At 66.8% G+C, this 23,099-nt stretch carries 29 protein-coding genes; 18 read left to right on the top strand and 11 right to left on the bottom strand.

Translation table 11 applies throughout. From position 1 onward, the window contains the following. Positions 1–84: 84 nt before the first annotated feature. From AB0M59_RS05095 to AB0M59_RS05080, 4 genes are all read left to right on the top strand, one after another. Entirely contained in the window at positions 85–729 is a 645-nt protein-coding gene (locus AB0M59_RS05095; RefSeq protein ID WP_364608880.1) for a hypothetical protein, read from the top strand. A gap of 20 nt (positions 730–749) precedes the next feature. Next, positions 750–1,694, top strand: coding sequence for a Rieske 2Fe-2S domain-containing protein (locus AB0M59_RS05090; RefSeq protein ID WP_364608877.1), 945 nt, complete (start codon positions 750–752; stop codon positions 1,692–1,694). 116 nt (positions 1,695–1,810) lie between these two features. Beyond that, complete coding sequence (locus AB0M59_RS05085; RefSeq protein ID WP_364608874.1) at positions 1,811–3,058, top strand: MFS transporter; 1,248 nt, start codon at positions 1,811–1,813, stop codon at positions 3,056–3,058. Between the two features lie 52 nt (positions 3,059–3,110). Beyond that, the gene (locus AB0M59_RS05080; protein ID WP_364608871.1) at positions 3,111–3,644 is read left to right on the top strand and encodes a YbhB/YbcL family Raf kinase inhibitor-like protein; all 534 of its coding nucleotides are present in this window, start codon (positions 3,111–3,113) and stop codon (positions 3,642–3,644) included. 385 nt (positions 3,645–4,029) lie between these two features. Here the strand turns inward: AB0M59_RS05080 and AB0M59_RS05075 are convergent, their stop codons facing one another. Next, entirely contained in the window at positions 4,030–4,935 is a 906-nt protein-coding gene (locus AB0M59_RS05075) for an intradiol ring-cleavage dioxygenase (protein WP_364608868.1), read from the bottom strand. Between the two features lie 278 nt (positions 4,936–5,213). Between AB0M59_RS05075 and AB0M59_RS05070 the strand changes: the two genes are divergently transcribed. After that, complete coding sequence (locus AB0M59_RS05070; RefSeq protein WP_364608865.1) at positions 5,214–5,465, top strand: hypothetical protein; 252 nt, start codon at positions 5,214–5,216, stop codon at positions 5,463–5,465. 130 nt (positions 5,466–5,595) lie between these two features. Here AB0M59_RS05070 and AB0M59_RS05065 read toward each other — a convergent pair whose 3' ends face one another. Beyond that, positions 5,596–6,360: a GntR family transcriptional regulator gene (locus AB0M59_RS05065; RefSeq protein ID WP_364608860.1), complete on the bottom strand. Its 765-nt coding sequence runs from the start codon at positions 6,358–6,360 to the stop codon at positions 5,596–5,598. A 220-nt stretch (positions 6,361–6,580) separates the two neighbouring features. Here AB0M59_RS05065 and AB0M59_RS05060 point away from each other — a divergent pair, with 220 nt between their 5' ends. Both AB0M59_RS05060 and AB0M59_RS05055 read left to right on the top strand, forming a co-directional pair. Further along, entirely contained in the window at positions 6,581–7,045 is a 465-nt protein-coding gene (locus tag AB0M59_RS05060; protein WP_364608854.1) for an SRPBCC family protein, read from the top strand. A 28-nt stretch (positions 7,046–7,073) separates the two neighbouring features. After that, positions 7,074–7,433 carry a nuclear transport factor 2 family protein gene (locus AB0M59_RS05055; protein WP_364608851.1) on the top strand — a complete coding sequence of 120 codons (360 nt, stop codon included), beginning with the start codon at positions 7,074–7,076 and terminating at the stop codon, positions 7,431–7,433. Here AB0M59_RS05055 and AB0M59_RS05050 read toward each other — a convergent pair. Continuing rightward, complete coding sequence (locus AB0M59_RS05050; RefSeq protein WP_364608848.1) at positions 7,424–7,618, bottom strand: hypothetical protein; 195 nt, start codon at positions 7,616–7,618, stop codon at positions 7,424–7,426. The two genes, AB0M59_RS05055 and AB0M59_RS05050, sit on opposite strands and share 10 nt — an antisense overlap. Positions 7,619–7,729: 111 nt before the next feature. Here AB0M59_RS05050 and AB0M59_RS05045 point away from each other — a divergent pair, with 111 nt between their 5' ends. From AB0M59_RS05045 to AB0M59_RS05030, 4 genes are all read left to right on the top strand, one after another. Beyond that, positions 7,730–8,851: a zinc-binding dehydrogenase gene (locus AB0M59_RS05045; RefSeq protein ID WP_364608846.1), complete on the top strand. Its 1,122-nt coding sequence runs from the start codon at positions 7,730–7,732 to the stop codon at positions 8,849–8,851. After that, entirely contained in the window at positions 8,851–9,750 is a 900-nt protein-coding gene (locus AB0M59_RS05040) for a fumarylacetoacetate hydrolase family protein (protein ID WP_364608843.1), read from the top strand. The genes AB0M59_RS05045 and AB0M59_RS05040 overlap by 1 nt, the downstream gene beginning before the upstream one ends. 37 nt (positions 9,751–9,787) lie before the next feature. Next, positions 9,788–10,702, top strand: coding sequence for a VOC family protein (locus tag AB0M59_RS05035; RefSeq protein ID WP_364608840.1), 915 nt, complete (start codon positions 9,788–9,790; stop codon positions 10,700–10,702). A gap of 145 nt (positions 10,703–10,847) precedes the next feature. Continuing rightward, a complete protein-coding gene (locus AB0M59_RS05030) occupies positions 10,848–11,306 on the top strand; it encodes a MarR family transcriptional regulator (RefSeq protein ID WP_364608837.1) in 459 nt (152 codons plus the stop codon). On the opposite strand, the gene AB0M59_RS05025 is transcribed toward AB0M59_RS05030, so the two are convergent. Then, a complete protein-coding gene (locus AB0M59_RS05025) occupies positions 11,300–11,923 on the bottom strand; it encodes an NAD(P)H-binding protein (protein WP_364608835.1) in 624 nt (207 codons plus the stop codon). The genes AB0M59_RS05030 and AB0M59_RS05025 overlap by 7 nt on opposite strands. 122 nt (positions 11,924–12,045) lie before the next feature. Between AB0M59_RS05025 and AB0M59_RS05020 the strand changes: the two genes are divergently transcribed. From AB0M59_RS05020 to AB0M59_RS05010, 3 genes are read left to right on the top strand one after another with little or no spacing between them, the layout of a single operon-like run. After that, the gene (locus AB0M59_RS05020; protein ID WP_364608832.1) at positions 12,046–13,059 is read left to right on the top strand and encodes an NAD(P)H-dependent oxidoreductase; all 1,014 of its coding nucleotides are present in this window, start codon (positions 12,046–12,048) and stop codon (positions 13,057–13,059) included. Positions 13,060–13,100: 41 nt separating this feature from the next. Beyond that, positions 13,101–13,499, top strand: a complete 399-nt coding sequence (locus tag AB0M59_RS05015; RefSeq protein WP_364608829.1) for a MarR family transcriptional regulator — start codon at positions 13,101–13,103, stop codon at positions 13,497–13,499. Positions 13,500–13,551: 52 nt separating this feature from the next. Then, entirely contained in the window at positions 13,552–13,971 is a 420-nt protein-coding gene (locus AB0M59_RS05010; RefSeq protein WP_364608826.1) for a pyridoxamine 5'-phosphate oxidase family protein, read from the top strand. Between the two features lie 337 nt (positions 13,972–14,308). Here the strand turns inward: AB0M59_RS05010 and AB0M59_RS05005 are convergent, their stop codons facing one another. The 7 genes from AB0M59_RS05005 to AB0M59_RS04975 form a co-directional block, all read right to left on the bottom strand. Then, positions 14,309–15,157 carry an ester cyclase gene (locus AB0M59_RS05005; RefSeq protein ID WP_364608823.1) on the bottom strand — a complete coding sequence of 283 codons (849 nt, stop codon included), beginning with the start codon at positions 15,155–15,157 and terminating at the stop codon, positions 14,309–14,311. A 10-nt stretch (positions 15,158–15,167) separates the two neighbouring features. After that, positions 15,168–15,638: a hypothetical protein gene (locus AB0M59_RS05000; protein ID WP_364608820.1), complete on the bottom strand. Its 471-nt coding sequence runs from the start codon at positions 15,636–15,638 to the stop codon at positions 15,168–15,170. Further along, positions 15,635–16,198 carry a hypothetical protein gene (locus AB0M59_RS04995; RefSeq protein ID WP_364608817.1) on the bottom strand — a complete coding sequence of 188 codons (564 nt, stop codon included), beginning with the start codon at positions 16,196–16,198 and terminating at the stop codon, positions 15,635–15,637. Before AB0M59_RS04995 ends, AB0M59_RS05000 begins: the two co-directional genes overlap by 4 nt. Before the next feature lie 20 nt (positions 16,199–16,218). Next, the gene (locus AB0M59_RS04990) at positions 16,219–17,079 is read right to left on the bottom strand and encodes an ABC transporter permease subunit (protein ID WP_364608814.1); all 861 of its coding nucleotides are present in this window, start codon (positions 17,077–17,079) and stop codon (positions 16,219–16,221) included. Beyond that, positions 17,076–17,891 (bottom strand): ABC transporter ATP-binding protein, encoded by an 816-nt coding sequence (locus tag AB0M59_RS04985; protein WP_364608811.1) that lies wholly within the window; start codon positions 17,889–17,891, stop codon positions 17,076–17,078. Before AB0M59_RS04985 ends, AB0M59_RS04990 begins: the two co-directional genes overlap by 4 nt. A 31-nt stretch (positions 17,892–17,922) precedes the next feature. After that, a complete protein-coding gene (locus AB0M59_RS04980) occupies positions 17,923–18,978 on the bottom strand; it encodes an LLM class flavin-dependent oxidoreductase (RefSeq protein WP_364609698.1) in 1,056 nt (351 codons plus the stop codon). Positions 18,979–19,073: 95 nt separating this feature from the next. Next, the gene (locus AB0M59_RS04975) at positions 19,074–19,979 is read right to left on the bottom strand and encodes an LLM class flavin-dependent oxidoreductase (RefSeq protein WP_364608808.1); all 906 of its coding nucleotides are present in this window, start codon (positions 19,977–19,979) and stop codon (positions 19,074–19,076) included. A gap of 143 nt (positions 19,980–20,122) precedes the next feature. On the opposite strand from AB0M59_RS04975, the gene AB0M59_RS04970 reads away from it, so the two are divergent. The 4 genes from AB0M59_RS04970 to AB0M59_RS04955 all read left to right on the top strand — a co-directional run bounded on the left by AB0M59_RS04970 (position 20,123) and on the right by AB0M59_RS04955 (position 23,033). Further along, positions 20,123–20,752 (top strand): TetR/AcrR family transcriptional regulator, encoded by a 630-nt coding sequence (locus AB0M59_RS04970; RefSeq protein ID WP_364608805.1) that lies wholly within the window; start codon positions 20,123–20,125, stop codon positions 20,750–20,752. A 262-nt stretch (positions 20,753–21,014) separates the two neighbouring features. Next, positions 21,015–21,758 carry a hypothetical protein gene (locus AB0M59_RS04965; protein WP_364608802.1) on the top strand — a complete coding sequence of 248 codons (744 nt, stop codon included), beginning with the start codon at positions 21,015–21,017 and terminating at the stop codon, positions 21,756–21,758. 130 nt (positions 21,759–21,888) lie between these two features. Continuing rightward, positions 21,889–22,329 (top strand): DUF3817 domain-containing protein, encoded by a 441-nt coding sequence (locus AB0M59_RS04960; RefSeq protein ID WP_364608799.1) that lies wholly within the window; start codon positions 21,889–21,891, stop codon positions 22,327–22,329. Next, positions 22,329–23,033, top strand: coding sequence for a hypothetical protein (locus tag AB0M59_RS04955; RefSeq protein ID WP_364608797.1), 705 nt, complete (start codon positions 22,329–22,331; stop codon positions 23,031–23,033). Before AB0M59_RS04960 ends, AB0M59_RS04955 begins: the two co-directional genes overlap by 1 nt. The last annotated feature ends 66 nt before the right edge of the window (positions 23,034–23,099 follow it).

Here is a 23,099-nt window from a genome sequence, read left to right as displayed (position 1 = left end):
TAACCGTAGCTACGAAGTCATTCGGCCGTGACTGTGGTCGGATTAGTAACGATCGGCACAGTATCGCACAGAAAGGTCGGCCGTATGATCCCCCAGTTCAACACGAACGAGAAACTCGAACGCATCATCGATGACTGGGACTTCTTCGAGGACAAGGTCATCCGTCGCTTCTCGACATTTCGCGAGCACGGGGACAACGTCTACGGTGTGCGCTCGCGAAGCATCTCTCCGGAAGGCGTCATCGTCGATCCCAAGAAGGGGCGGGTCAACAATTTCTACCAGCTCGGTCCGAGCGGTCCGGAGGAGGTCCTCCGCAGGCCGTTGACGCCGTTCGTGGTCCCGTCCGGTAACCCACACCACATCCCGCACGACTTCGGCTACTGGCACGTGAACGACATGGACGAGCTGTACGTGCACATCCCGAATTCCGGCGAAGGACAGAACGGTTACAGCCTCGTCTGCATGGGAAACCCGGGAAGTGGCGAGCGCGACGGTTTCGCCTGGTACTGCGAGAACTGCTGGAGCCTGTTGTTCATGCGCGACTACACCACGGGCGACGATGGCTTCACGTCGACGTTCTGGAAGGTGGAACGCGCGGCTGTCGAGGAGTACAACAGCGATCCGCGGAACCAGTACTGCGGCGACTGCGGTCACGTCAATCAACTCGGCTACACGTGGAACCCGGCGAAAGACGCTCCGGAAGCGGCGGCGGCGCGCAAAGTCTGGTAGTAGGGAAGGAAGCGGCAGCCATGACCGAAAATTTGGCAGCGCCTGCGAAGCGCATACCCACAGGCTGGATCCAGGCGCCCATGGCGCACGAGGGTGATGACGGTGTCATCATTTCGCGTCTTGGCGGGTATTGGGTATGGAGCTTTCCGGGCGGACTCGAAAACGTACCCAATGCGCGAGAGATTCTCGATGACGGACGTGCGCCGGACGTACCGACACGCACGTCATGTCACGTGATACCGGCCGGGCGGGAATTCAAGGTCGATATCATGTCCAATCTGTGGATCTCCGGTACGGCCGACCATATCCTGATACAGGTCATCGGCGACGGCGAGCTCGCGAGGTGCTCTCTCATCTCCGGGGGCAAGCAGCGCAGGAACTCGGTCCATTCTGTGCGTGGTCGCTGCGAATGCGGAGAGCCGATCGGCGCGGCCTACGACCTCGACACCGGCGAAGATCCGGCCGCCTTCGTCCGCGAACTGGACCAGGTCGTCGCGCGTCACAACGAACGACACGGCGGGTCGACCTGTGCGGCGTGTGGCACACCGGTCGCCAAAGCGTGGTCTGCTCTCCGCGCGGACGCAGGTGCGTACACGGTCGTCGAAGACGGCCGGCAACGACTCAGGCGAACAATCCCGCGGCAGGACACGCCGCCCGTTCACGTAGCTGCCTCGGAGTTGCGCGATGACGCGGCCGCGTTGGTCCCCGTGGAAAAGTCCGAGGTCGGCGTCGCAATGGTCGACGGGGAGCCGTACGCCTTCCGGCCCGCGTGCCCGCACCGCGGCGGGCCGCTTGGCGACGCCACCGTCAAGAACGGCGCCGTCGTCTGTCCGTGGCACAGATTCACCTTCGACCTGAAGACCGGCGTGTGCAGAGAAAACCCGCGATACAAGCTGTGGCGCTATGCGGCGGAACTGCGCGACGGACAGATCGTCGTGGACGCGAGCAAGTACTTGACCGACTGATCCCGGACCGGGAACCGCGCTGGAACGGCTTTCCCGGGTCGCACGCTGGTTCGCGGCCGTTTCGAGAGGTGGCGAGCTCCTTCCTCTTGTTGATTCCATCTCTCACTGGAGAGCAGATGAGTTCGACGACATTGCCCACGACATCGAAGCGGCCGGCCGGCATGCTTGTCATCGCCTGCCTGATTCTCTTCGTGGACGGCTACGACCTCTACATTCTGGGCACGGTGGGGCCGAGCCTGGTGAACTACGAGCCGTGGGGCGCGACCGCCGCGACCATCGGTGTCCTCGGCAGTGCGACCGCCCTTGGTATGCCGTTCGGTTCGGTCTTCGCGGGCTGGGCCGCCGACCGGTGGGGACGTCGGATGCCCCTGGCCGTCGCGTTGAGCTGGATCTCGGTGTCGATGTTGGCGGCCGCGCTCGCGCCGAATCTGGTGTTCTTCGCCGTCGTCAGGGTTTGCACCGGTCTTGCGCTGGGGGCACTGATTCCGCTGGTGGCCGTGTTCGTGGCCGACCAGGCGCCGGCACGGCACCGGACATTGCACATCGCCGTGGCGATGAGCGCCATCGGCGTCGGCGGTGTCCTCGCGGCGCTCGCCGGCCGGGCGCTGTTGCCCGAGGTGCATTTCCAGCTGCTGTTCCTTCCGGGTGTGCTGCCCATCCTGGTCGTTCCGCTCATCTGGCGGTTCGTGCCCGCTGGTTCCCCGTCAGAGGGTCCTGCGGGGCCCATGATCCAACGAAACCGTGTCCTCCAGCTCCTCGCGCCGAACCTCCGGCGGACCACGATCTTGTTCTGGGTCGCGTCGTTCCTGAGCTTCGCCCTGCTTTTCAGCTCCACCGTGTGGTTGCCCACCGTCATGGTGAGAGCGGGATACGATCTCGGTTCGGCACTGGAGTTCACGATTGCCTTCACCGTGGGCGCGGTCATCGGCAATGTCGCGCTTGCGCCCATTGCGGACCGGGGTCACCTGAAGGCGGTCACGTTGGGTATGTTCGTGATCGCGGCAATTGCGTTGCTCGCACTCAGCACACCGCAGCCGCGCCCGATCCTGCTTGTGGTATCGGCGCTGGCGGGTGTCGGCGCGCAGGCGGTTCAGAGTATGATCATCTCGTGCATGGGCGCGTTTTATCCACCCCGCCTGCGTGGTACCGGGTTGGGCGTCGGCACCGGCGTCGGCCGTCTCGGCGCCATTGCCGGCCCGATCTATTTGTCCGTTGTCACCAGCTTCAGCGACGCAGCCAGGGCTCCGTTCTTCGCATTCATCGTCATCGCGATTCTGGGGGCGATCGTCATCTCGCTGTTGCCTCGTAAGCTCGAGTCCTCCGATGAGCCTGCCCAAGCAGCCGCTGCGGAAAAGGTCGCATGACTTTTGCGTATTCGGCCCTGAACTTCGACCGGCATCCATGCAAGGAGTAATGATGAGTCGTAACCCCTACGACGAACTCCCCGCCGTCCCGGCCTTCACCGTGACGAGCGCCGACGTCATCGATGGGCAGGAACTCGCCACCCCACAGCGAAGCGGGATCTTCGGCGCGGGCGGCGAGGACGTGTCGCCGCAGCTCGGGTGGAGCGGATTCCCGGAGGGCACGAAGTCGTTCGCGGTCACCGTGTACGACCCGGACGCCCCCACCGCGTCGGGCTTCTGGCACTGGGCCGTCGCCGACATCCCGGCATCGGTCACGTCGCTGCCCACCGGAGCGGGCGACGAGAAGGGCTCCGGGTTGCCGGAGGGCGCCGTGCAGCTCGCGAACGACGGCGGCTTGACGGGTTATCTCGGCGCCGCCCCGCCTCCCGGGCACGGCCCGCACCACTACTACATCGCGGTGCACGCGGTGGACGCCGAGAACCTGGGCCTGTCGGCGGAGACGCGCCCAGCGTTCCTCGGGTACACCCTGTCCAGTCACACTCTGGCGCGCGCTGTGATCGTGACGACCTACGAGAACATGAGCTGACGGGCGCCGAGGCGCCGACGGCCGCACAGCCGTCGGCGCCGGCTTCGGTGGTCACCGTTCGGGCGTGGCAGGCGGTCTCGACCGGGAGTGCATGCGGGCCTCCGGCAGCACGCCTGTGAGGCACGGTCGCCAAGCGCGGCGGCGAGCAGCTCGCCGGTGGGCTTCTGCTCGGGGAGCAGAGCACGAGCACGCGGGTGGGGCCCCAGCGCGGCGACTTCGTCGAAGAGCCGGCGCACTGCGTGGGCGCCGAACACGACCCGCGTTGGCAGCGCCGGGCAGGTGAAAGGGCGGGTCATGTCTGAGGGGCCTCCTCAGTGGCGGATGGTGCCCGGCCGGCGCGAGGCGCAGAGGCAGCCCGCGCCGGCCGAGGTCCACAGGGCCGCGGTCAGGGGCCATCGTGCCGATTCCGCTGTGTCGGCTGTTTCTGATCGGCGCGCAGCAGGGCGATGTCGAAGTGGACGGTGCGGAACGGGTTGGGCAGCCCCGCCTCGGCCGCGCGTGCGGGGTCGTCGATGAGGGGGAACCGGCGAATCAGGCTTTCCTTGACCCCGAACACGGCGTCGGAGTTCAGATAGGGGCTGTCGTCGACGAACAGGTGCGTGGTGACCGGCCGGTAGCCCGACGCGGTGGCGATGAAGTGCACGTGGGCGGGCCGGTTCGGGTGTCGGCTGGTCGCGGCCAGGAGCTCGCCGACCGGGCCGTCATCGGGGATCGGGTAGTAGCGGGGCACGATCGTGCGGAACCAGAATCGGCCGTCCTCATCGGCGGTGAACAGGCCGCGCAGGTTGCGTTCGGGCTGCACGTCTGGCTGCTGCACGTCGTAGAAGCCGTTCTCGTTGGCCTGCCACACGTCGACCAGTGCCCCCGCCAGTGGTTCGCCGTCAGTACCTGTCACCCGACCGGTGACCAGGCAGAGCTCGCCCTTGCCGTCGAGTGCGATGTTGTCGCCGAGTTCCCGCGGTGGGGATTCGACCATGTGGAACGGACCGAGGACGGTCGACTCGGTCGAGGTGCCGCCGGTGCGGTGGTTGATCGTCTCCACCAGCATCGAGATACCCAACACGTCGGAGAGCAGTACGAACTCCTGCCGCACGTCGTCGCATTTCTGCCCGGTGCGGGTCAGGAAGTCGATTGCCGCGCCCCATTCCTGTTCCGTCAGCTCCACCTCCTTGGCGAAGGCGTGCAGGTGCCGCACCAGCGCGGCGAGCAGCTGCCGTAACCGAGGGTCGAGGGTGTTGGCGAAGCTTGCGGCGACCACCTGTGCCGACCGGTCCTCGCTGAACAGCTCCATGTGGTTCTCCTCAGCAGACCGGAGTCGCGGCCTGTTTCGCTTGGGTCTGCCCAGGGTCTGGTTGACACCTCACGTGTGAGGCTTCGGCCTCGTGGGCGTGGGTCCAGCCGGTGGTGATCAGTGGGTCCGGGTCGGCCAGGGGCTGTGCTCGCGGACTTTGCTGTTCGCGCCCGTCCGATTGTTCGAGGGCGTGTGCGGTGACGGAACCGTGGCGGTCATTGAATGAGCGACTGCGTCCGCGTGCTCGATGGACGGCTGTACCAGGCATGTTCTTGAACGTGAGCCAGAATCAGCTCGTCGATCTCCCGACGCGGGAGCGCCGATCCCTTTTGCATGACGGGGGAGGGCGCTCAGCTGGCGAGGCTGAGTGGAGCCACGGTATCGGCACCACCTCCAAGCTCGACCGTGATGACGAGCTCAGGACCCGGGGCTACGACCACATCCTGCACGCGACCGACCCGGGGTTGCCGGGTCACGTCAAGGACTTGACCCGTGGTCTCGGCACGGACGCCGTTCCGGCGGGCACCTGAGCATCACCGAGCCGCGACGTGAAGCGCTCTACGCCGGGCGTACCGAGACGTTGCACCGGTCGCGGATCAGCATGCGGGTCGGGCCGACGATCAGCGGGGCTCGTCTCGGCTGGTTCGATGTCTGACGAGATCAGCCCTGACCGCTGATCTGCAGTGCGGTGCGAGTGGTGGACGGTTCGCACTCGGGCGCGATGTCGGCCATGACGGTGAGCGCGGTTCTGGCGAGGTGACGGGCGATGACCCGCTTGGCGCCGTCGTGATCCCGAGCACGGAAGGCGTCCAGCAAAGCTTGGTGGTCCTTCTCGCCCCTGACCCAGGAGGCGTCGGTGCCCAGCTGGGCGAGCCGGATGTAGCGCTCGCTGTGCTCGCCGAGTGACGTGATGAGTCGTTGCAGATGGGCGCCCGCGGCATGGGTGGCGACGCGGTGGAACTCCCGGTGGGCCAGATGCCAGCGATCGATGTGGCCGGTGTCCTCGTCGGTCCCGGAGTGCTCGTGCATCAGCTCGAGCGCCTGCTGCAGCTGGTCGATGTCCTCGTCGGTCGCCACGCGAATGGTGAGGCTGACCGCCAGGGTTTCCAGCAGGACCCTGGCGCCGTAGACGGCGTCCAGATCCTCGGGATCGACCGCGCGGACCTTGGCGCGCTGATCCGGCTGGGCTTCGATCAGACCTTCCTCCTGGAGGAGGCGGAAAGCCTCGCGCATCGGGGTCCTGCTGACCCCGAGCCGGCGCGCCATCTCGGTCTGGAGGATGAAGGAACCCGGCGGCAGCTCGCCGGTCAGGATCATCGTCCGCAGCCGGTCGTGGACGTCCAGCGCCAGCCGGCGCCCCGTGCCTGGGGAGCGCTCCACCGTCTCGCCGACATATCCGACGTCTGTTCGCTTCCCGGTCGTCACGCCGCGAAGTGTATGCACACTGTCCCGCACTTGGCGAGAACTTGATCCTACGTGGATGCACTTCCGGCGACCTCGCGTCGACTGTCCAGCTGGTTACTAGCTATTTCGTCTCGACTGTTTACAGAGGCCCGCTAAGTGTGCACACTTAGTGGTGACACGGGCATCGAGGTCCGGCGCGAGCGCCGGTGGTCATCCCATCTCAACGACGAGGAGCGGAGCCATGATCGAGGTGAGCCGATCACTTCCGGTCAACGACGGCGCCCAGCCGGAGTTGTCCGTCGACGACGTCTGGGCTGGGCTGGTGGAGAAGGCTGAGAACCCGCTGCCCTACGTCGCCAGCATCACCGAATGCACGGTGGCGGAGCGGTTCGAGGGCGGACTGGTGCGCGACATCATCCATGCCGGCGAGCCGGTGCGCGAGGTCGTCACCTTCTATCCGAAGCAGCGCGTGCACTTCGTGCGCACTCACGGTGCCGCCAAGGGGACGATCGACAACGAGATCGCGCTCGGCAGCGGCGGGCAGCCGGTTCTGGCGTTCACGTTCCGCATCGCGGTCGATGGCGTCGAGCCGGGCAGCGCCGCGGAGCAGGAGTTCGCGGTCCGTATGGAGGACGACTACCTCGACGCCGTCCGCACCACGCTCAGGGCCTGCCGCGAGCGGGTCGCGTCCGGCGCGTCGGCCTGATCCCCTTTCAAGCGACCGGAGGTGCTCAATGGCGAGTGAACTCGTCTCCCGGGTTTTCGGCGTGGTCGACGCCGGTGATGCGACCACGTTCAGCCGGTTCTTCACCGAGCGGGGCCGGATGGTCTTCGCCAACGGCGAGCCGATGTTCGGCGCTGAACAGATCGAAGCGGGTGTCCGCGGGTTCTTCGGCACCATCAAGGCGCTGCGCCACACCGTGAAGAACGAATGGCTGGTCGGCGCGGAGACCATCGTCGAGCTCACGGTCGAGTACGACCGGCTGGACGGCAAGACCGTCACCATCCCGGTGGTGAGCATCTGGCGCGTCGACGATCGCGGCCTGATCGACGACTACCGGGTCTTCTTCGACCTCGCCCCGGTCTACGCCTGACATCGAGAGGAGGCTTCCATGCCTCGTTCGGGTACTGGTCGGGTCGCCGGCGTCACGGTGGCGCGTCCGGGATCGGGCAGGCGTTCGCGGCGCAGCTGTTCGACGTACTCGCCCAGCAGCGCGTCGCGGAAGCGGGCCACCTGGTCGGCGCACTGTCCTTCCTGGCGTCCGATCACAGTGACCACAGAGGACCTATCCGGCCGGGTGGCGCCGGTGCCCGGCGCCACCCGCGGCATCGGCGGGGCCGGTGCTCAGGCGTTCGCTGCGCGGTGGATCGAGGACGACGGAGGGCGACGATGTCCGAAGAACTGACCGGCACCGACGCGTGGCCCGCCGTGCCCGGGACGGTGCCGGCGACCATGCGCGCCGTTGTGTTCAGCGAGTTCGGCGACCCCGGTGTCCTGCACGTCGACGAGGTTCCCGTCCCGATGCCGGGCAAGGACGAGGTGCTCGTCCGGGTCGGCGCGGTGAGCGTGGGCCGGCTGCTCGATCTGACGGCGCGGGCGGGAACACATCCTTACGCGCGGTTCGTGCTGCCGCACATTCTCGGCGCGGAGCACGCCGGGACCGTCGCCGCGGTGGGACCGGGCGTCGACGCCGCCGCCGTGGGCGATCCCGTCGCGGTGTTCCCGGTGATCTCGTGCGGCGAGTGCGCGGCCTGCGTGGAAGGCTGTTCGGAAGCTTGCCCGGGTCTGCAGATAATGGGTGTGCACCAGCCCGGCGCGTACGCCGAGTACACACGGGTGCCGGTCACGAACGTGCATGCGGTGCCCGAGGGGCTGAGTCCGGCCACCGCGGCCGGTCTGGCCTTGGCCGGTCCCGTGGCGCAGAACCAGCTGACCCAGGCCGGAGTAGAGGCCGGAGACTGGGTGCTGGTCCAGGGCGCCGCGTCGGCCCTCGGTTCTCTCACCGCGGGCCTGGCCGAACACCTGGGCGCGAAGGTCATCGCGACGTCGCGTTCGGCGTGGAAGCGCGAACGACTGGTCGAACTGGGTGCCACCGCCGCGTTCGACCCGGCGAGCGACACCTTCGTCGAGGATGTGCTCGCTCTCACCGGCGGTGCGGGGGTGCGGGTGGCCATCGACGACCTCGGCGAGCAGCGCATCTGGGCCCGCACCATGGCGGTACTGGCCGACCGCGGCACCGTGGTGTCCTCCGGTGCCTTCCTCGGCGGAAGGGTGGAGCTGGACCTGATGCGCCTGTATTCCCGGTGCCAGCGGGTGCTCGGCGTGCGGACCGGCAACCCCGACAGTGCCCGGCGGTTGTGGGAAGAGGTCGAAGCCGGCTTCCGTCCGGTCGTTGACCGGACGTTCCCGGTCGCGGAGGCGGCGCGAGCCCACCGCTATCTCGAGGCAGACAGCAATATGGGGCGGGTCGCGCTCACCGCCACCACCGACGACGACTGGAGGAAGCTCTGATGACCGCAGGCACCTGGGCACTGGTGCAGTACACCGAACCGGGTTCCGGCGGTGTCCGCCTGGGCGTCGAGGAGTCGGGGGTGGTCCGGCTTCCGCCGCCGTCCCTGACCGGCGCGACGGTAATGGACGTGCTCGCCGACTGGGCGCGCTGGGAATCCGTGTTGAAGGGCATCGAGGTCGAGTCCCTGCCGGAGGTGGTCGGTGCGGAGCCGGTGGCGCCGCTGACCTATCCCCGGAAGGTGCTGTGTGCCGGGGTGAACTATTTCGACCACGCCGAGGAAATGGGTACCGAGCCGCCGGATCCCGACGCCGAGCCCTTCTTCTTCCTCAAGACCCCCACGACCACGATCGTGGGGCCCCGGGCCACCGTCGCCATCCCGGCCGATCCACGGGCCGGAGTGGACTGGGAAGCCGAACTCGGCGTCGTCATCGCCGACACCTGCCGAGACGTCGATCCAGCTGAAGCACGGGCGCACATCGCGGGTTACGTGGTGGCGAACGACCTCTCGGCACGAGGCCAGTTCCCCCGGCCGGGTGCGGTCTTCCCCGCTTTCGCCTGGGACTGGTTCTCCCACAAGAGCCAGGACGGGTTCTGCCCGATCGGCCCGGGCCTGGTTCCGTCCTGGCTGGTGCCCGATCCCCAGGCGCTGAAGATCCGCCTGACCGTCAACGGTGAAGTCAAGCAGGACTCGTCGACATCGGCCATGGTGGCCGGGGTGGACAAGCTGGTTGCGGCGGCGAGCCGGATCACCACCCTGGAACCCGGTGATCTCGTGCTGACCGGGACTCCCGCGGGCGTCGGAATGCCGCGCAAGGACTTTCTCAAGCCTGGCGACATCGTCAGCGTCGAGATCGAAGGTCTGGGCCGCATCGTCAACGAGATCGTCGCCCGCCGCTGACACGCGGATCCGTGGACGGAGAAGAAGGAGCGAAACCATGAGCAGCGCGACCAACGGCACCGACCCCGCGGTCCGGGTCTCCAGGCTCGGCTACGTACAGTTCACGACGCCGGACGTGGAGCGTCTCGTGCACTACTACACGAAGGCACTGGACTTCGAGTTGGTGGATCAGGGTCCCGAGGGGGCGTTCCTCACCACCGGCTTCGATCACCACAGCGTGGTCCTCACCCAGGGCGATGCCCGTGCCCGTTCCGCCGTGGGGTACGAGGTGTGGGGCGCCCTGTCCGATGCCGAACGCCGGCTCCGGGACGCCGGGTACGACGTCGAGCGTCGCAGTGACATCAGCCCGGGTACGCCGGATGTGCTGATCCTCACGGAACCGGCGACGGGAGTGCCACTGCACCTGTACGAGTCCCAGGATCCCAGCGGGGTCGCGGGGTACACGCCGCTGCGCCCGACCAAGCTCGGGCACGTCGCGGCGTTCACCTCCGAACTGGCGTCGCTGCAGAAGTTCTACGAGGAACTTCTGGGCTTCCAGTGGTCGGACACGATCGGTGACTTCTTCGTGTTCCTGCGGTGCAACGCCGACCATCACGCCGCGAACTTCATGGCGAGCCACAAGTACGACGGAATGCACCACATCGCTTACGAGATGCGGGATCCGGCCCACTTGATCACGATGATCGATCACCTGGCCAAGGAGGGCTACCGCCTGCACTGGGGGCCGGGCCGGCATGGCCCCGGCCACAACCTGTTCACCTACCACAAGGACCCCGACGGCAACACGATCGAGTTGTTCACCCAGCTCGATGTCATGCACGACGAGAACAAGGGCTACTGGGAACCGCGGCCGTGGCACGAGTCCTACCCGCTCTACCCGAAGACGTGGGAGGTCGACCTGGCCACCGTGAACATCTGGGGTCCGATCAACCAGGAGATGATGGACCACTGAACCTTCTGCCGGGGCGCCAGGTCGGGTGCCCCGGCAGGCAGCGTGCACACACCTTGCCCTGTTCTGATAAATGACGTGGCATGCTGATGGACAGCCTACTGTCCACTACCATCGTGGCTGCTGACGTCGTGGAGGGTGGGCAAGGATGGCCGGTTTGGTGAAGGCTTCGCGGCGATCTCCGTCGGGTCTGGGCAGCCTGGGATACCGGCTGTCCCTGGTGTCCCGGCTCGCGCGTGCCGAGTTCGAGCGACGCCTGACCGACGCCGGGGCCAGTTTCGCGACCTGGACGATCCTGGAAACGCTCGGCGTGCGCGGGCCGATGATCCAGCGGGACTTGGCCGAATCGCTCAACCTCAGCGGGCAGACGCTCACGCGGCATGTCGACCGCCTGGTCACGTCCGGCTGGTTGCGGCGCGTCGGCATGGCCGAGGACCGGCGTGCCGCGCTGCTGGAGGTCACGGCCGAAGGGAACGACCTCTACGAACGGCTGGCCGTGGCCGCTCGTGCCGCCAATGCCCGGCTCGCCCGCGGCCTGTCGAAACAGGAACGGGCCACTCTGGACGATCTCTTGAGCCGCGTCGCGGCCAATGTCGGCGGTCAGTAGGCGAGTGTGGGCGTCGACTTCAGCCAGCGGCTCGAGCCGACCTGATCCAGCAGGAACGCCGCCAGGTCGGAACGGCTGATCTTCCAACCACCGCGGGGGTTTCGGCCGTTTTCGACGCGGAACTCGCGGCGAGCGGGCTTGTCCACGAGATAGGACGCCCGCACGATCGTCCACTCCAGCGCGCTGTCCCGCACGATGTCCTCCATCCGGCGCATGTCGTCGTAGAGGTCGCGCATGAACAGGGGTATGGCAAGGCGGTACCAAAGAGGCAGGCCGGGGTCCCGCGAAGCCACACCCCCGGACGACACGCACACGAAGCGCCGGACACCCTCGTCTTCGAGGGCTTGCACGATGGCCCGCCCACCTTCTGAATAGATCCCGCCCGGAGTTCGTGCACGACCGCCGATCACGGAGATGGCCGCGTCGTGCCCTGCTGTCACTGTTCGCAACGCCTGCTGGTCCCGGACGTCGACCGGGTGCAGTGGCAGTCCGGGGTGTCGTGCGCGCAGGGTGTCGAGATTGCGCGCCGCGCCGGTCACCTCGAGACCTCGGTCCAGCGCCAGATTCACGAGCAGCCGACCGGTGCCCCCGCTGGCTCCCAGGATCAGTACACGCATCGTCACTCCGTCCGTCCCGTAGCGACAGCAAGCCTACAGATAGTCAGCATGCTGTCCAACCGCTTGCGAACTAGTTTCGCACGCGTATTATTGGGCCGTATCCCAAGGGAAGGCAGTAGTTCATGCGAGTCCTTGTCATCACCGGCAGCACCAGGCCTGTCCGCGTGGGCGACCAGCTCACCGAGCAGGTGGTGCGGATCGCGAAGGAAGCCGGACTCGACGACGTCGACGTCGCCGACTTGCGTGACGTCGCGCTGCCGCTGCTCGACGAGCCGCAAATGGCGGCGACGCGGGTGTACCTCAACGAGCACACCCGCGCCTGGAGCGCCCGGGTTAACTCGGCGGACGCAGTGGTCTTGATCAGTCCGCAATACAACTTCGGCTACCCGGCCGGCTTGAAGAACGCGATCGACTACCTGTTCGCGGAATGGCGTGGCAAGCCGGGGTTGCTGGTGAGCTACGGCGCGCGTGGCGGCATTCAGTCTTACGACCAGCTCGCGCAGGTCCTCCGCTTCGTCGGGCTCGTGCTCGACCCGCTTGGGGTGCAGCTGGTGCTCCCGCGCGACGCCTACTCCGAGCACGGCACCCTCATCGATCCGGCCGTCGTCGTGGAACCCTACGCCGACGAGTTGCGCGCGGCGTTCGTCCGGCTCGCCGACGCTGTCGGGGCGGATGCGACGCCCGACTCGCCGGTGGCGGTACCCGCCGGTGCGATCGAGGCCGGTGACCGGGTCGTCACGGCCTTCAACGCCCACGACCCCGTTGCCTTCGCCGACGCATTCGCCGGTGACGGCTGGTTCACGGATGTGCTGAGACATCGCGCGGCGACCAATGCGGAAATCGAGGAATTGCACCGGTTCGCCTTCGCCGGGCCGCTCGCTCAGGCGAGTCTTGAAGTGACCGGCCGTCGGTCCAGGCTGTTGTCGTCGACAGCTGCGGTGCTGGAGCTGGACTGGACCTCGACGGGGCACGCCGGTGCCGATGGCGACGTCGCACAGCGTCGTGGTGTGCTGGCCCTCGTCGTGTCCAAGAATGTGCCGTCCGGCCGGTGGGAGGTCGTGTCGGGGATCAACAACGACTACACCCACGCCTACTCGGCCGACCCGCTCGGGCGCGCGCCCGAGCGGCCGGTGTGACCCACTGCGGTCCGAATAGCGGCGAACCAAGGCCGGGTCTCGTGGCCGCGCTGGTCCAGGGACGAGACCTCGTTCAGCAGGTGCTCGTGACAGTCGCCGCTGAGCAGGGTTTGACTCCGCAGCAGGCGAAGGTGCTGTGCATCGTGGACCACGCGCCGGTGAGCATGAGGCAGCTGTCCGGTTTGCTGAGGATCAGGAAGTCGTCGGTGACCGGGCTGGTGGACCGTGCCCACTCCGCCGGGCTGATCGTCCGAACGCCCGATCCGTGCGACGGACGCTCCTGGCTCGTCGATTTCACCCCGGAAGGCCGCGCGGCCGTACGACGGTTCAAGCGCGCGGTGACCGAGCGGCTCGAGCACATGATTTCGCGGTTCGCGCCGCAGGAATGTGCCGACCTCGATGCGCTGCTGTCGAAGCTCGTGCTCGACAACGAGTCCTGAACACCTGGCCGGAAGACTGACCGAGTCCGGTCACCCAACACGAAGGAGGCCCATGAGCCTGTTCAGCAACGATGAGGCGACCTTTCTCCAGGAGCATCAACTGGGTCGGCTGGCTACGGCCGGCCGGAACGGCGCACCGCACGTCGTGCCCACCGGTTACCAGTTCGACCCCGACCGCGGCGTGCTGAAGATCGGCGCGCACTCACTGGAGATCCGCGGTCAGAGGCGGTTGTACGTGCGGCACATCGAAGCCGGCCCGAGGGTGGCGTTCGTCGTCGACGACGTGGTGACCGAGCCGGTCTGGCGCCCGCGCGGACTCACCGTCAAGGGGAACGCGCGGCTGCGCACCGAGGGGGGCGAGGTACTCGGGCCGGGCTTCGGGCCGAACTGGATCGAGATCGTGCCGGACTGGGTGTCGGCGTGGGGTATCGACACGGACTCCTTCCAGGCGGCGGTTCCACGCAAGGTGTGAAGTGTCTCTGTGTAACAGAGGCTGCCTCTGTTGACAGCGCCCCGTGCCGGCGGAGTGCCGGTCTATCGGCGTGGGGTGCTGGTCAGCAATCGGGCGTTGGCCGCGGAGATGGTCGCCGCGATGGGCGACCGCCCGGTGGTCCTGCTTCGCGGTCATGGCCTCACCAGCGCGGCGGCCACCCGACCAGCGGAACGGGACGTAGGCGGTCTCCCACCTCCGTGACCACCGCGAATATTCCGTTCTCACCGGGGTTCGGCCGACGCGGCGCGGCGTGCTGTCGAGCATCGCCACACCACTTTCCGGACGGATCCCGATGGCCGTCGAGCACGCTGGGAACTCAGCTCACCACGAGCCCGAGTTGCGCCGCGAGCTGGAGTTCGTCGGCGAGGAACCAGCCGCGGGCGATGCGGCCCTGACGGTCGAAGCGCAGGAAGGCGACTTCGGTCCAGCTGACCTGGTTGCCGCTGGGCGGCCGGCCGAGGAAGGGGCCGGCGTGAATGGCACTGATCCGCCATTTGGCCCAGACGAGGTCACCGGTGCCGTGGATCTCCTCGATCTCGCGTGACTGGTCGGCCAGCGCGGATTTCATCACCGCCAGCCCCGCGCGGAAGCCCTCGTACACGTCCCCGATCCTGCCACCTTCCGAGCCGCCGGACAGCGCCATGAGGTCGGCGAGCCCCGCCCGTTCGGTGACAAAGGTCGGCGCGAAGATCTTTTCGAGGCCGTCGAGGTCACCGCCGACGATGACGTCGTACTGCAGCTTCCGGAAGGTGTCGATGTTCCGTGCGACGATGTCCGTCTCGGACACTGTCGCGACCGGTCCGGACGCCTCGAGTTCCTCCTGCAGGATGCGTGCGCCGTGGACCACGGCGGTCATTCCGGTTGCGTTGGCGGTGATCTCGAGTGCCTGCAGGACCTCGACCGCTTGAAGCCCGTCGCGCAGGCCGCGGCGCACGTGCAGGCGCAGTTCCGGCCAGTCGCCGGTGCCGGCCAGGAGCGCGATGACGAGCAGTTTGCGCACGCGCGGTGGAAACGCCGCGTTGCCGCGGCCGTAGAGGACTTTCGCGAAGGCTTGGTAGGCGGCGAGGTACTCCGGATCAGCCTGTGCCAGGTAGGCGTGCCCTTGGTCGACGTCGTCACCCATCTCGCGGTCGAAGTACTCCTGAGCGCCGTCGATGCTGGTCATGGTGTTGTGCTCACTTTCCCGCGAGCGCCGGTGCGGCGACGGATTTCAGCTCGGCAAGGCTCGGAATCTTGCTCAGCTGTCCGACGGCGTTGGCCATCGTCCAGAATGCGTTGATCCCGGCCTCGTCCGGCGTGGAGAGGTTGCCGTAACGCAGCTCGCTCGTCGTTGCCCACCAGTTCAGATAGTCCACGTCGGCCTGGTTTCCGCCCGCGACCGCGGCGATCACCTCGGGCTTGTGCTCGCGGGCGTAGTCGGTGCTGGCCTTCAGCGCAGTGGCCAGCGTCGTGAGCTCGTCCTTGCGGTCGCGCTCGATTTCCGGGTACGTCGTGAGCACCGTGGTGACCGGGTAGGCGCCGAGGATCTCGTGGACGGTTTTGCTCACGTGCAGTATCGGTGCGAATCCCGGAGTGTGCTCCAGCAGGTAGCGCGGTTTGTTGAGGTTGGTGGTCGCGTCCACACCACCGCCGGAGAGCAGGCTCACCAAGCCTCCGGTGCGGTGGTCTGGAACGCGAGGTCACCTCCCTGCAGCTTCGTGTCCAGTCCGTACTTCTTCGACAGCACGAACTGTGTCTGAATGGTCGAGCTTCCGGTCGGGGAGCTGATCGCCAGCTTCTTGCCCCGCAGTTGGCCGGGGTCGCGGACACCCGAAGACTGGGCGGCGTCGATGACGGTGGCGTCGAGGTCGGTGAGACCTGCGCTGAGGATCGAGGTGGCCAGGCCCTTCTGCGCGGCGAGTGCAACGCCGACCGGTGACGCTTCGACGACGTTGAACTGGCGGGACTGGTAGGCCTGCAGTGCACTCTGATTGGGCAGGTAGGTGATCTTGATGTCGAGTCCGCCGGTGTCGACCTTGCCATTCTCCAGGGCCCAGAAGGCGAGGTGCTTGGCCGGATCGTCCGAGATGCCGATGGTGATGGCCGATCCCGGGACGGACGAGGATCCGCTCGGCGCGCAGCCGCTGAGAGGCGCGGCGAGGAACATCACAGCCGCTGCGATTCGACGCAGGCGGGCCGGCCCGGCGGGGTGGTGGGGACGCGGCATTGCGTCCTCCCTTCAGAGGTCTAGCGGTGGGATGACGCGGCTTTGCGGTAGCGCAGCAGCTTGGTTTCGACAGGCCGGAAAATGCCTTTGTCCACCACATACACGATGAGGATCAACGTGAGAATGCAGGCGTAGAGCGTGGTCGAATCGAACTGCTCGCGTGCGGTGTTGAGGAGGTAACCCAGACCTTCCGACGCGCCGAAGATTTCGGCGATGATCGCGACTTTCCATGCGCCTGCGTAGGAGATGCGGAGCGCGGAGAACAGATACGGTGCCAGGAACGGCGCGACGACCTTGACGATGATGCGCCCGGTGTCCCGAGTGAAGCTCTGCGCCATTTCCATCAGCTCGGCGTCCAGCGCCTTGAGGCCTTCCCAAATGGTGATAAGAGTGAAGGGGAGAATGATCGCGACCTCGACGAAGATCACTGCGGGCGTCGAGACCCCGAACCAGTACATGCCGGCGATGGCCCAGCCGATGCTGGGAAACGCGTTGACGAACACCATCAGCCGGTCGACCAGGAGTCCTTCGAGCACCGTGACGTATTTGGCCGTGAGCGCGATCGCAGTTCCCAGGGCGACCGCGATCAGGACCGAGATGCCGACCCGGGCGAACGAGATGTAGGTGTTGGCGAAGAGGGCCCTGTCACCGGCCAGCAGGTCCCAGGTGCGGTGCAGCACGGCCAGCGGGTCGGGCACGATGTAGGCGGGTTGATAACGTGAAGCAACCCACCACCCGATGATCAGCAGCACTGGTGCGCCGTTCATCAGCGTGAGTCGGCTCGCTCGCCAGGCCCTGCCGTGCTTCGGCGGGGGAGTCGACCGGCGCGAACGCGAACCGGTGCGCCGATCGGGCGCGCCGGGCAGGAGATCGATGGTCATTGCCTTGGCCCCTCTGCATCGGCCGACGCGTCCGGCACGCCGAAGAGCTCCCGAAGTTCGGTGTGCATTGCCAGGAAGACCGGATCGCTGTCCACTTCCCGTGGCCGCGGATGCGAGACGGCGAACTCGCGCAGGATGCGCGTCGGCTTGCCGGAGAAGACGATGATCCGGTCGGCGAGGAACAGTGCCTCGGAGATGTCATGCGTCACGAACACGACGGTTTTGCCGGTGTATGCCCAGACGTTCTGGATCTCGGCGCGCAGTCGCTGTTTCGTGGACACGTCCAGTGCCGACAGTGGCTCGTCCATCAGGATGACCTGCGGGTCGAGTGCCAGCGCCCGGGCGATGGCGACCCGTTGCCGCTCACCGCCGGACAGCGCGCCGGGATACTTGCCGGCTGCCTCGGCCAGACCGACCAGCTCCAGTTGGGCGGCGGCCCGCGCCTGTCGGCGCGTCCGGTCCCCGCCGGTACCGCGCAGTTCCATACCGAGCATGACGTTGGCGAGAACGGTGCGCCAGGGGAGCAACCGGGGTTGCTGGAACACATAGGTGAGTTCGGTCCATGCGGCCTCGGGTGGCTGCCCGGCCACTTCGATGTGGCCGGAGGTCGGTGGTAGCAGACCGCCGATGAGGCGCAGCGAGGTGGACTTGCCGCAACCACTGGGGCCCAGGAGACAGAGGAACTCGCCGGGACGGACGTCGAAGGAGACCTCGTCGAGGACCTTCTCCTGGCCGAATGCGGTTGTGACGTCGGAGAGTTCGATGATGGGGGCGGTTCCGCTCTCGGTGGGGACCGTCGTCGGTTGTCGCATGTGATTCCCGCCTTCCGATCGGGCCGCCGGCTCAGGCGGCGGCTTCGTCCGCGAAATGCGGCATGACCTCGTCGACGAACAGCCGGAACGACCGCCGGACGGCTTCGGCGTCGGCGTGCCCCCAGGTGAAGTGCATGGCCATCCCTGGAACACCCTGGGCCTGGTATTCCTTGATCCGGGACACCACCGTCTCCGGGCTGCCGATGATCGTGGCGCCTTCGACGAAACCGGCGCGATCGCCCGGCCTGATCCCGGTCTTCTGCGCGAGTGCGCTGCTGACGTCGGTTCCCTTCGGCCCGGACTGATGCGCCCTGGTGCCGAGGCTGGTCTGCACCCGCAGTGGTTCGTCGGCCAGGCGTTGCGCCTCCGCGTCGGTTTCGGCCACCCAGATGGTCTTCTGCACCGACGACCACCGCAGGCAGTGGTCGATGGTCGCCTGGGCATGCCCGGCGTCGGCCAGGGTCTCCCGGTAGAGACGGAACTTCGCCCCCATCGCCTCCGGCCCGACCCGACCGGTGAACAGAGGCCAGCCGCGCCGCGCCGTGTCGATCGTGCTCTTGTCGCTCAGCGCGCCACGCCCGAAGTGCGGGTGTGGACGGCGGTACGACGCGGGCATGATCCGGCCGAGGAGTTCTCCACCGCCGAAGGCGGTCTTCCACTGGTACGGCGGATCGTCGCGGTCGTGCTCGAGGACCTCCTGGACGATGCGCAGCACCTGTTCGGTGTCCGTCGCGCTTTGCGACAGGTCCCGGCCGAACCCGGCGAACTCGAAGGGTGAACTACCAGGGCCGATTCCGACGATCAGCCTGCCTTTGGTCAGCTGGTCGAGCAGGTTGATCCGTTCGGCGAGCTTGAGCGGGTTGTGCAACGGCGCGACCGCGACGGTCAGGATGACCCAGGCATTGGCCAGCTGCGGGGCGAGGTAGGAGCCGAACAGGAACGGGTCGCCGTAGGTGTTGTAGTCGCTGAAGTGGTGTTCGGTGAGGCAGATACCGGCGAATCCGGCCCGGTCGGCCTCGACGGCCTGCTCGGTCACCGCATCGATGATGGCGGTGTCATGGTCGGGCCCGGGCGTCTGGGGGTTCACGTAGCAGTGGAAGCGCACGGAGATCCTCTCAGTGATTAAATTTCTATCTTTGTTAACCAACGGGCGTGCGCGAGTTCAGCCGGGTCGGACTGTTGTCAGAGGACGGCGGTGAACTCGGCGGTCACCCTGGGGATGACCTCCGTCGCGAACAGTTCCTGCTGGCGGGAGGAGTCCAGATGGCATACCGGGAAGGTAAAACCTGCCCGGATGATCTCGACGAACTGGGCGACGACCGAGTCGGCGTCGCCTTGGACCACGTTCGGTTCGGGGGGCAGGTCGCGGCCGATGCGGACCGCGACGTTGCAGGAACAGGTGATGGAGTCGGGGTCGCGGCCGCAAGACTGCGCCGCGGCCCGCACCTTTGCGCGCATCGCAGCGGCGCGAGAGAGTCCGAGCCGGGGCAATGATGGGATCCAGCCGTCGGCCAACTGGCCAGTCAGCGCCAGTGCCTGGTCCCCGTACGATCCCAGCCACAGGGGAATTCGGTGTTCGGGTCTCGGCTCGATCCGTCCACCGTGGAGGGTGAATTGCTTGCCGGAAAAGGTGAACGCCGGCGCTGACCACAGGCCACGCAGGATGTCCACCGCTTCACGTAAGGCAGTCACCTTGCCGCCCGGGGTGAGCGTGGGCAGGCCGAAGGCGGCGAACTCCTCGTCGAACCCACCCGCGCCGAGGCCTAGGACGAGCCGCCCGCCGGAAAGTCGGTCGAGGGTTTCGCTCATCTTCGCCAGCACGGCGGGGTGGCGGTAGGGAAGACCCAGTACGACGGGAGCGATCTCGATCCGCCGTGTTCGTGCGGCGACGAACGACAGTGCTGTCCACGCCTCCAAGCTTGGCCGGGAGCCGGAGGCGTGATCGCTGACGGTCACCAGGCTGAAGCCGAGATCCTCGGCGAGCCGGGCAGTCCGGACAAGGTCTGGCAATACGTCGGGAGCCGGATCGGCAGCGGCCGTCACGAGCCCGACGCCGAACCCGATCCGTTGTCCGGTGATGCCGCTCATCGCACCCACTCCTCGGCTGCCGGCGTCTTCGTCGGCGCTGGCCTATCGACGTTAGATAATCTATCGATGATAAGCTCGCTTGGCAAGGGCGTCTGCCGGTCGGCGGACTCGGGTACGGTTGCGGTGCGGAAAGGAAGGCGCTGGTGGGGCTCAAGGAACGCCGTGAGCGTGAGCGGGGGCAGATGCGCGACCGCATCTTGGCCACGGTGTGCGATGTCGCCCGGGCCGACGGCTGGGCGGCGGTGACGATCCGGCGTATTGCCGATGAGATCGAGTACTCGTCGCCGATCCTCTATCAGTACTTCGACAGCAAGGACGCGATCATCGCGCAGGTCCGCCAGGACGGCTTCGCAGACCTGTTCCAGCGGATGGGGGCGGTGCCCGACTCGCTGCCGCCAGGACGTCGGCTCGCCGCAATGGCCAGGGAGAACGTGAACCTCGGGCTGGTCCGGCCCGAGGTTTACCAGGCGATGTTCGGGCTCGGTGGCGCCCAGATCGACAACGCCAAGTATCCCCTGCGTCCCACTGGCACCCTGGATCTGGTCGCCGATGCCATGCGCGCCGTGGTAGCCGAGGGTGGCGACGAGCGGGTCGACATCGACAACGAGACCACGATCATGGGGGCGGCCTTGCATGGCCTGGTCTCGTTGTATCTCAACGGTTTGAGTGGTCTCGATCCAGATCGCCTCCTGGGATTGGCCGAGCACGTGGCAGAGGACTTCGCCCGGAGGCATGGGGTTTGGTCGGACACGGACGCGCCGGTCGGTAGTTGATGATGTGTTGTTTCGCGGAGATCGTGAGCGGTCTCAATCCGCCGTTGCCGGCGCGATGTGAGGTACCCGAGCCGCGCTCGGCTCGCGGTGTCCGCGAAGCCGGCTGATCGTTCAGCCGAGTCCGGGTCCGCCGGGATCGCTGGTGCCCGGGCGGCTTGCGGTCCGCGCATCTTTCAGGTATCCAGTACGCAGATAGCCAGCATGCTGTCTATCCGTCGGGCTGACGAGTGTCCGCTCGTGTCCACTCCGTTCAGGAGGAGCCGTGCAACTGGTCCACGACGACCCATCCATTCCGAGAGTCGACCTCATGGCTGCCAGTGCGGAGGGCTATCGTCTACTGGCGGCCGAGGTCGATCGTCGGCCACCGATGCTGCCCAGCAGTGTTCGCAAGCGGGCGCTATTACGCCGCTTGCGCATGCTTGCCCGGCAGCTCGAAGGTGAACCTCAGGTGATCGAAGCCGCGGTGTTCGATGCCAAGTTCTTCGTGCCTGGACAGGGTGCACCGTTCTCCCGCACCCCGGAAGACGCTCGTGGGCCGTCCCAACGGCGCTTCGACGTCGTTGTGCTTGTCCGCACCACCGCACCCGACCACGCCGCCGAACTCGACGCCGGTGCGGCATGGACCGAACTGAGTGCCCTGGTGCGCTCTGTCTCGCGGCACACAATTGACGTTGTCGCGAGGAACGTCCGCCGGATCGGCGATGTCCCGCACACCGGTGGCGGCGTCTTCTTGTTCAACTTCTTCGACAACACACCCGAGGTGTTGCCTGTCTGGGAACATTCGGCGCGCTGGTTCGTGGCGAAGACGAAGCTTGACAACTCCACTGTGTTGCAGCCTGTCGACGACACTGCCGACGAGTACGCAGTCATCAATCACGCACGTTGGCCGAGTTGGCATGCGTTCCTGCCGCACCTCTTGCTACGCCCCAGCTTCCGCCGGTACGTCGGCGACAACTCGATGGCCAACGGCGTGACCGCACAGCCGATTCTGTACCGCCAGCGCTGAAGGGGCCCGCGGGCAGATCCAGGTGCGGGGCCCGCCCCCCATCGTCTCCGAGCGACTTTCTCTCTTCGGTATTCCCGCGCCATTTCCCCTGACTCCGAGAGATTTGGACCACCGTCGATCCGATTCTGGCTTGATCAACGTCCTCACCGCCCGTCATTCAGCGCAGAGAGAGGTAACCCTGCCCATGCCCGGTCCGGACCGTTCCACCATCGGGCGAACCTTCGCCATGGTCGCTCTGATCGAAGCTTTCACCTGGGCCGGCCTGCTGGTCGGAATGTTTCTCAAGTACGTCACCGAGACCACTGATGCGGGCGTCTGGCTCTTCGGGCGCCTGCACGGCGCCGCGTTCATCGCTTACGTCCTGGTGACCATCGTGGCAAGCCGCCGCCTCTGGTGGCCCGGAAAGACCGCCGTCATCGCACTTCTGGCCGGCGTGCCGCCGCTCGCCACTCTGATCTTCGAACGCTGGGCAAGCCGCGCCGGCCGGCTACAGGCACCGGCGCGCGACACTGCCACGCAGGCCGTGCCGACCACGTCGAAGCGCGGTACGGCCGGATCGGACTTCTCCTGATGACCGAGCGTCCCACTTCCCAAGGTCGAAAAGAGAATCGGCTGCCTCCCGCGCAGCACGGAGCCGGCACGATCTCGCTCGCCCCCGGAGGCCAGCTCCTGTACCTCGATGTCGTACACGAACCAGCTCCACGACTCCGGCCGACAGCCGTCGCACGTCTCGGCCGCCGGCTCGATCGCCTGTTGAGCGAGGAGGAGGTATCCGCTGGAGTCATCTTCGAGGGAACCAAGGCCCGCAACACAGCCGTACTCGCCGCGCTCACGAACTCTGCGGCTCTCTCGAACGACGTCGAGCGCACATACCGGACAGAGATCGTCGACCACATCGACGACCGCGACACGTCAACCGTCGACGACGCGGAAGGTTTGTTCCACTTCATCAACGTGTTTTCCGTCGCGCCCGGCCGGAGCGAGCACATGATCGAGTACTTCACCCACACCATCCCGGCGGTGCGGGTGCAACCCGGCTATGTCTCCACGAACCTCATCGTCAACACAAGCGGTACACGTGCGGTGAACATCGGGCAGTACCGCACCCGCAAGGAGTTCATCGCCATCTTCCGGCAGAAGTCGGTACTCCGCGCTTTCAGCGCAGGCCCCAGCTACAAGGTGATGCGCCGAGCCCTGGGAGTTCTTCCGGCGATTCCCCGCCTGCGCCTCTACGGCGAGCCGGTCGTGACACGGGGAACCTCGGATGCCCCATGAAAGTCTTGCCGACCGTCGTCGAGAATGGATCCAGCGCGAGATGATCGACTCTGTTGTCGACGTCGC

The organism is Amycolatopsis sp. NPDC051371 (assembly GCF_040682155.1).
Classification (GTDB): Bacteria; Actinomycetota; Actinomycetes; order Mycobacteriales; family Pseudonocardiaceae; genus Amycolatopsis.
This window is presented reverse-complemented; position numbering and strand designations above follow the sequence as displayed.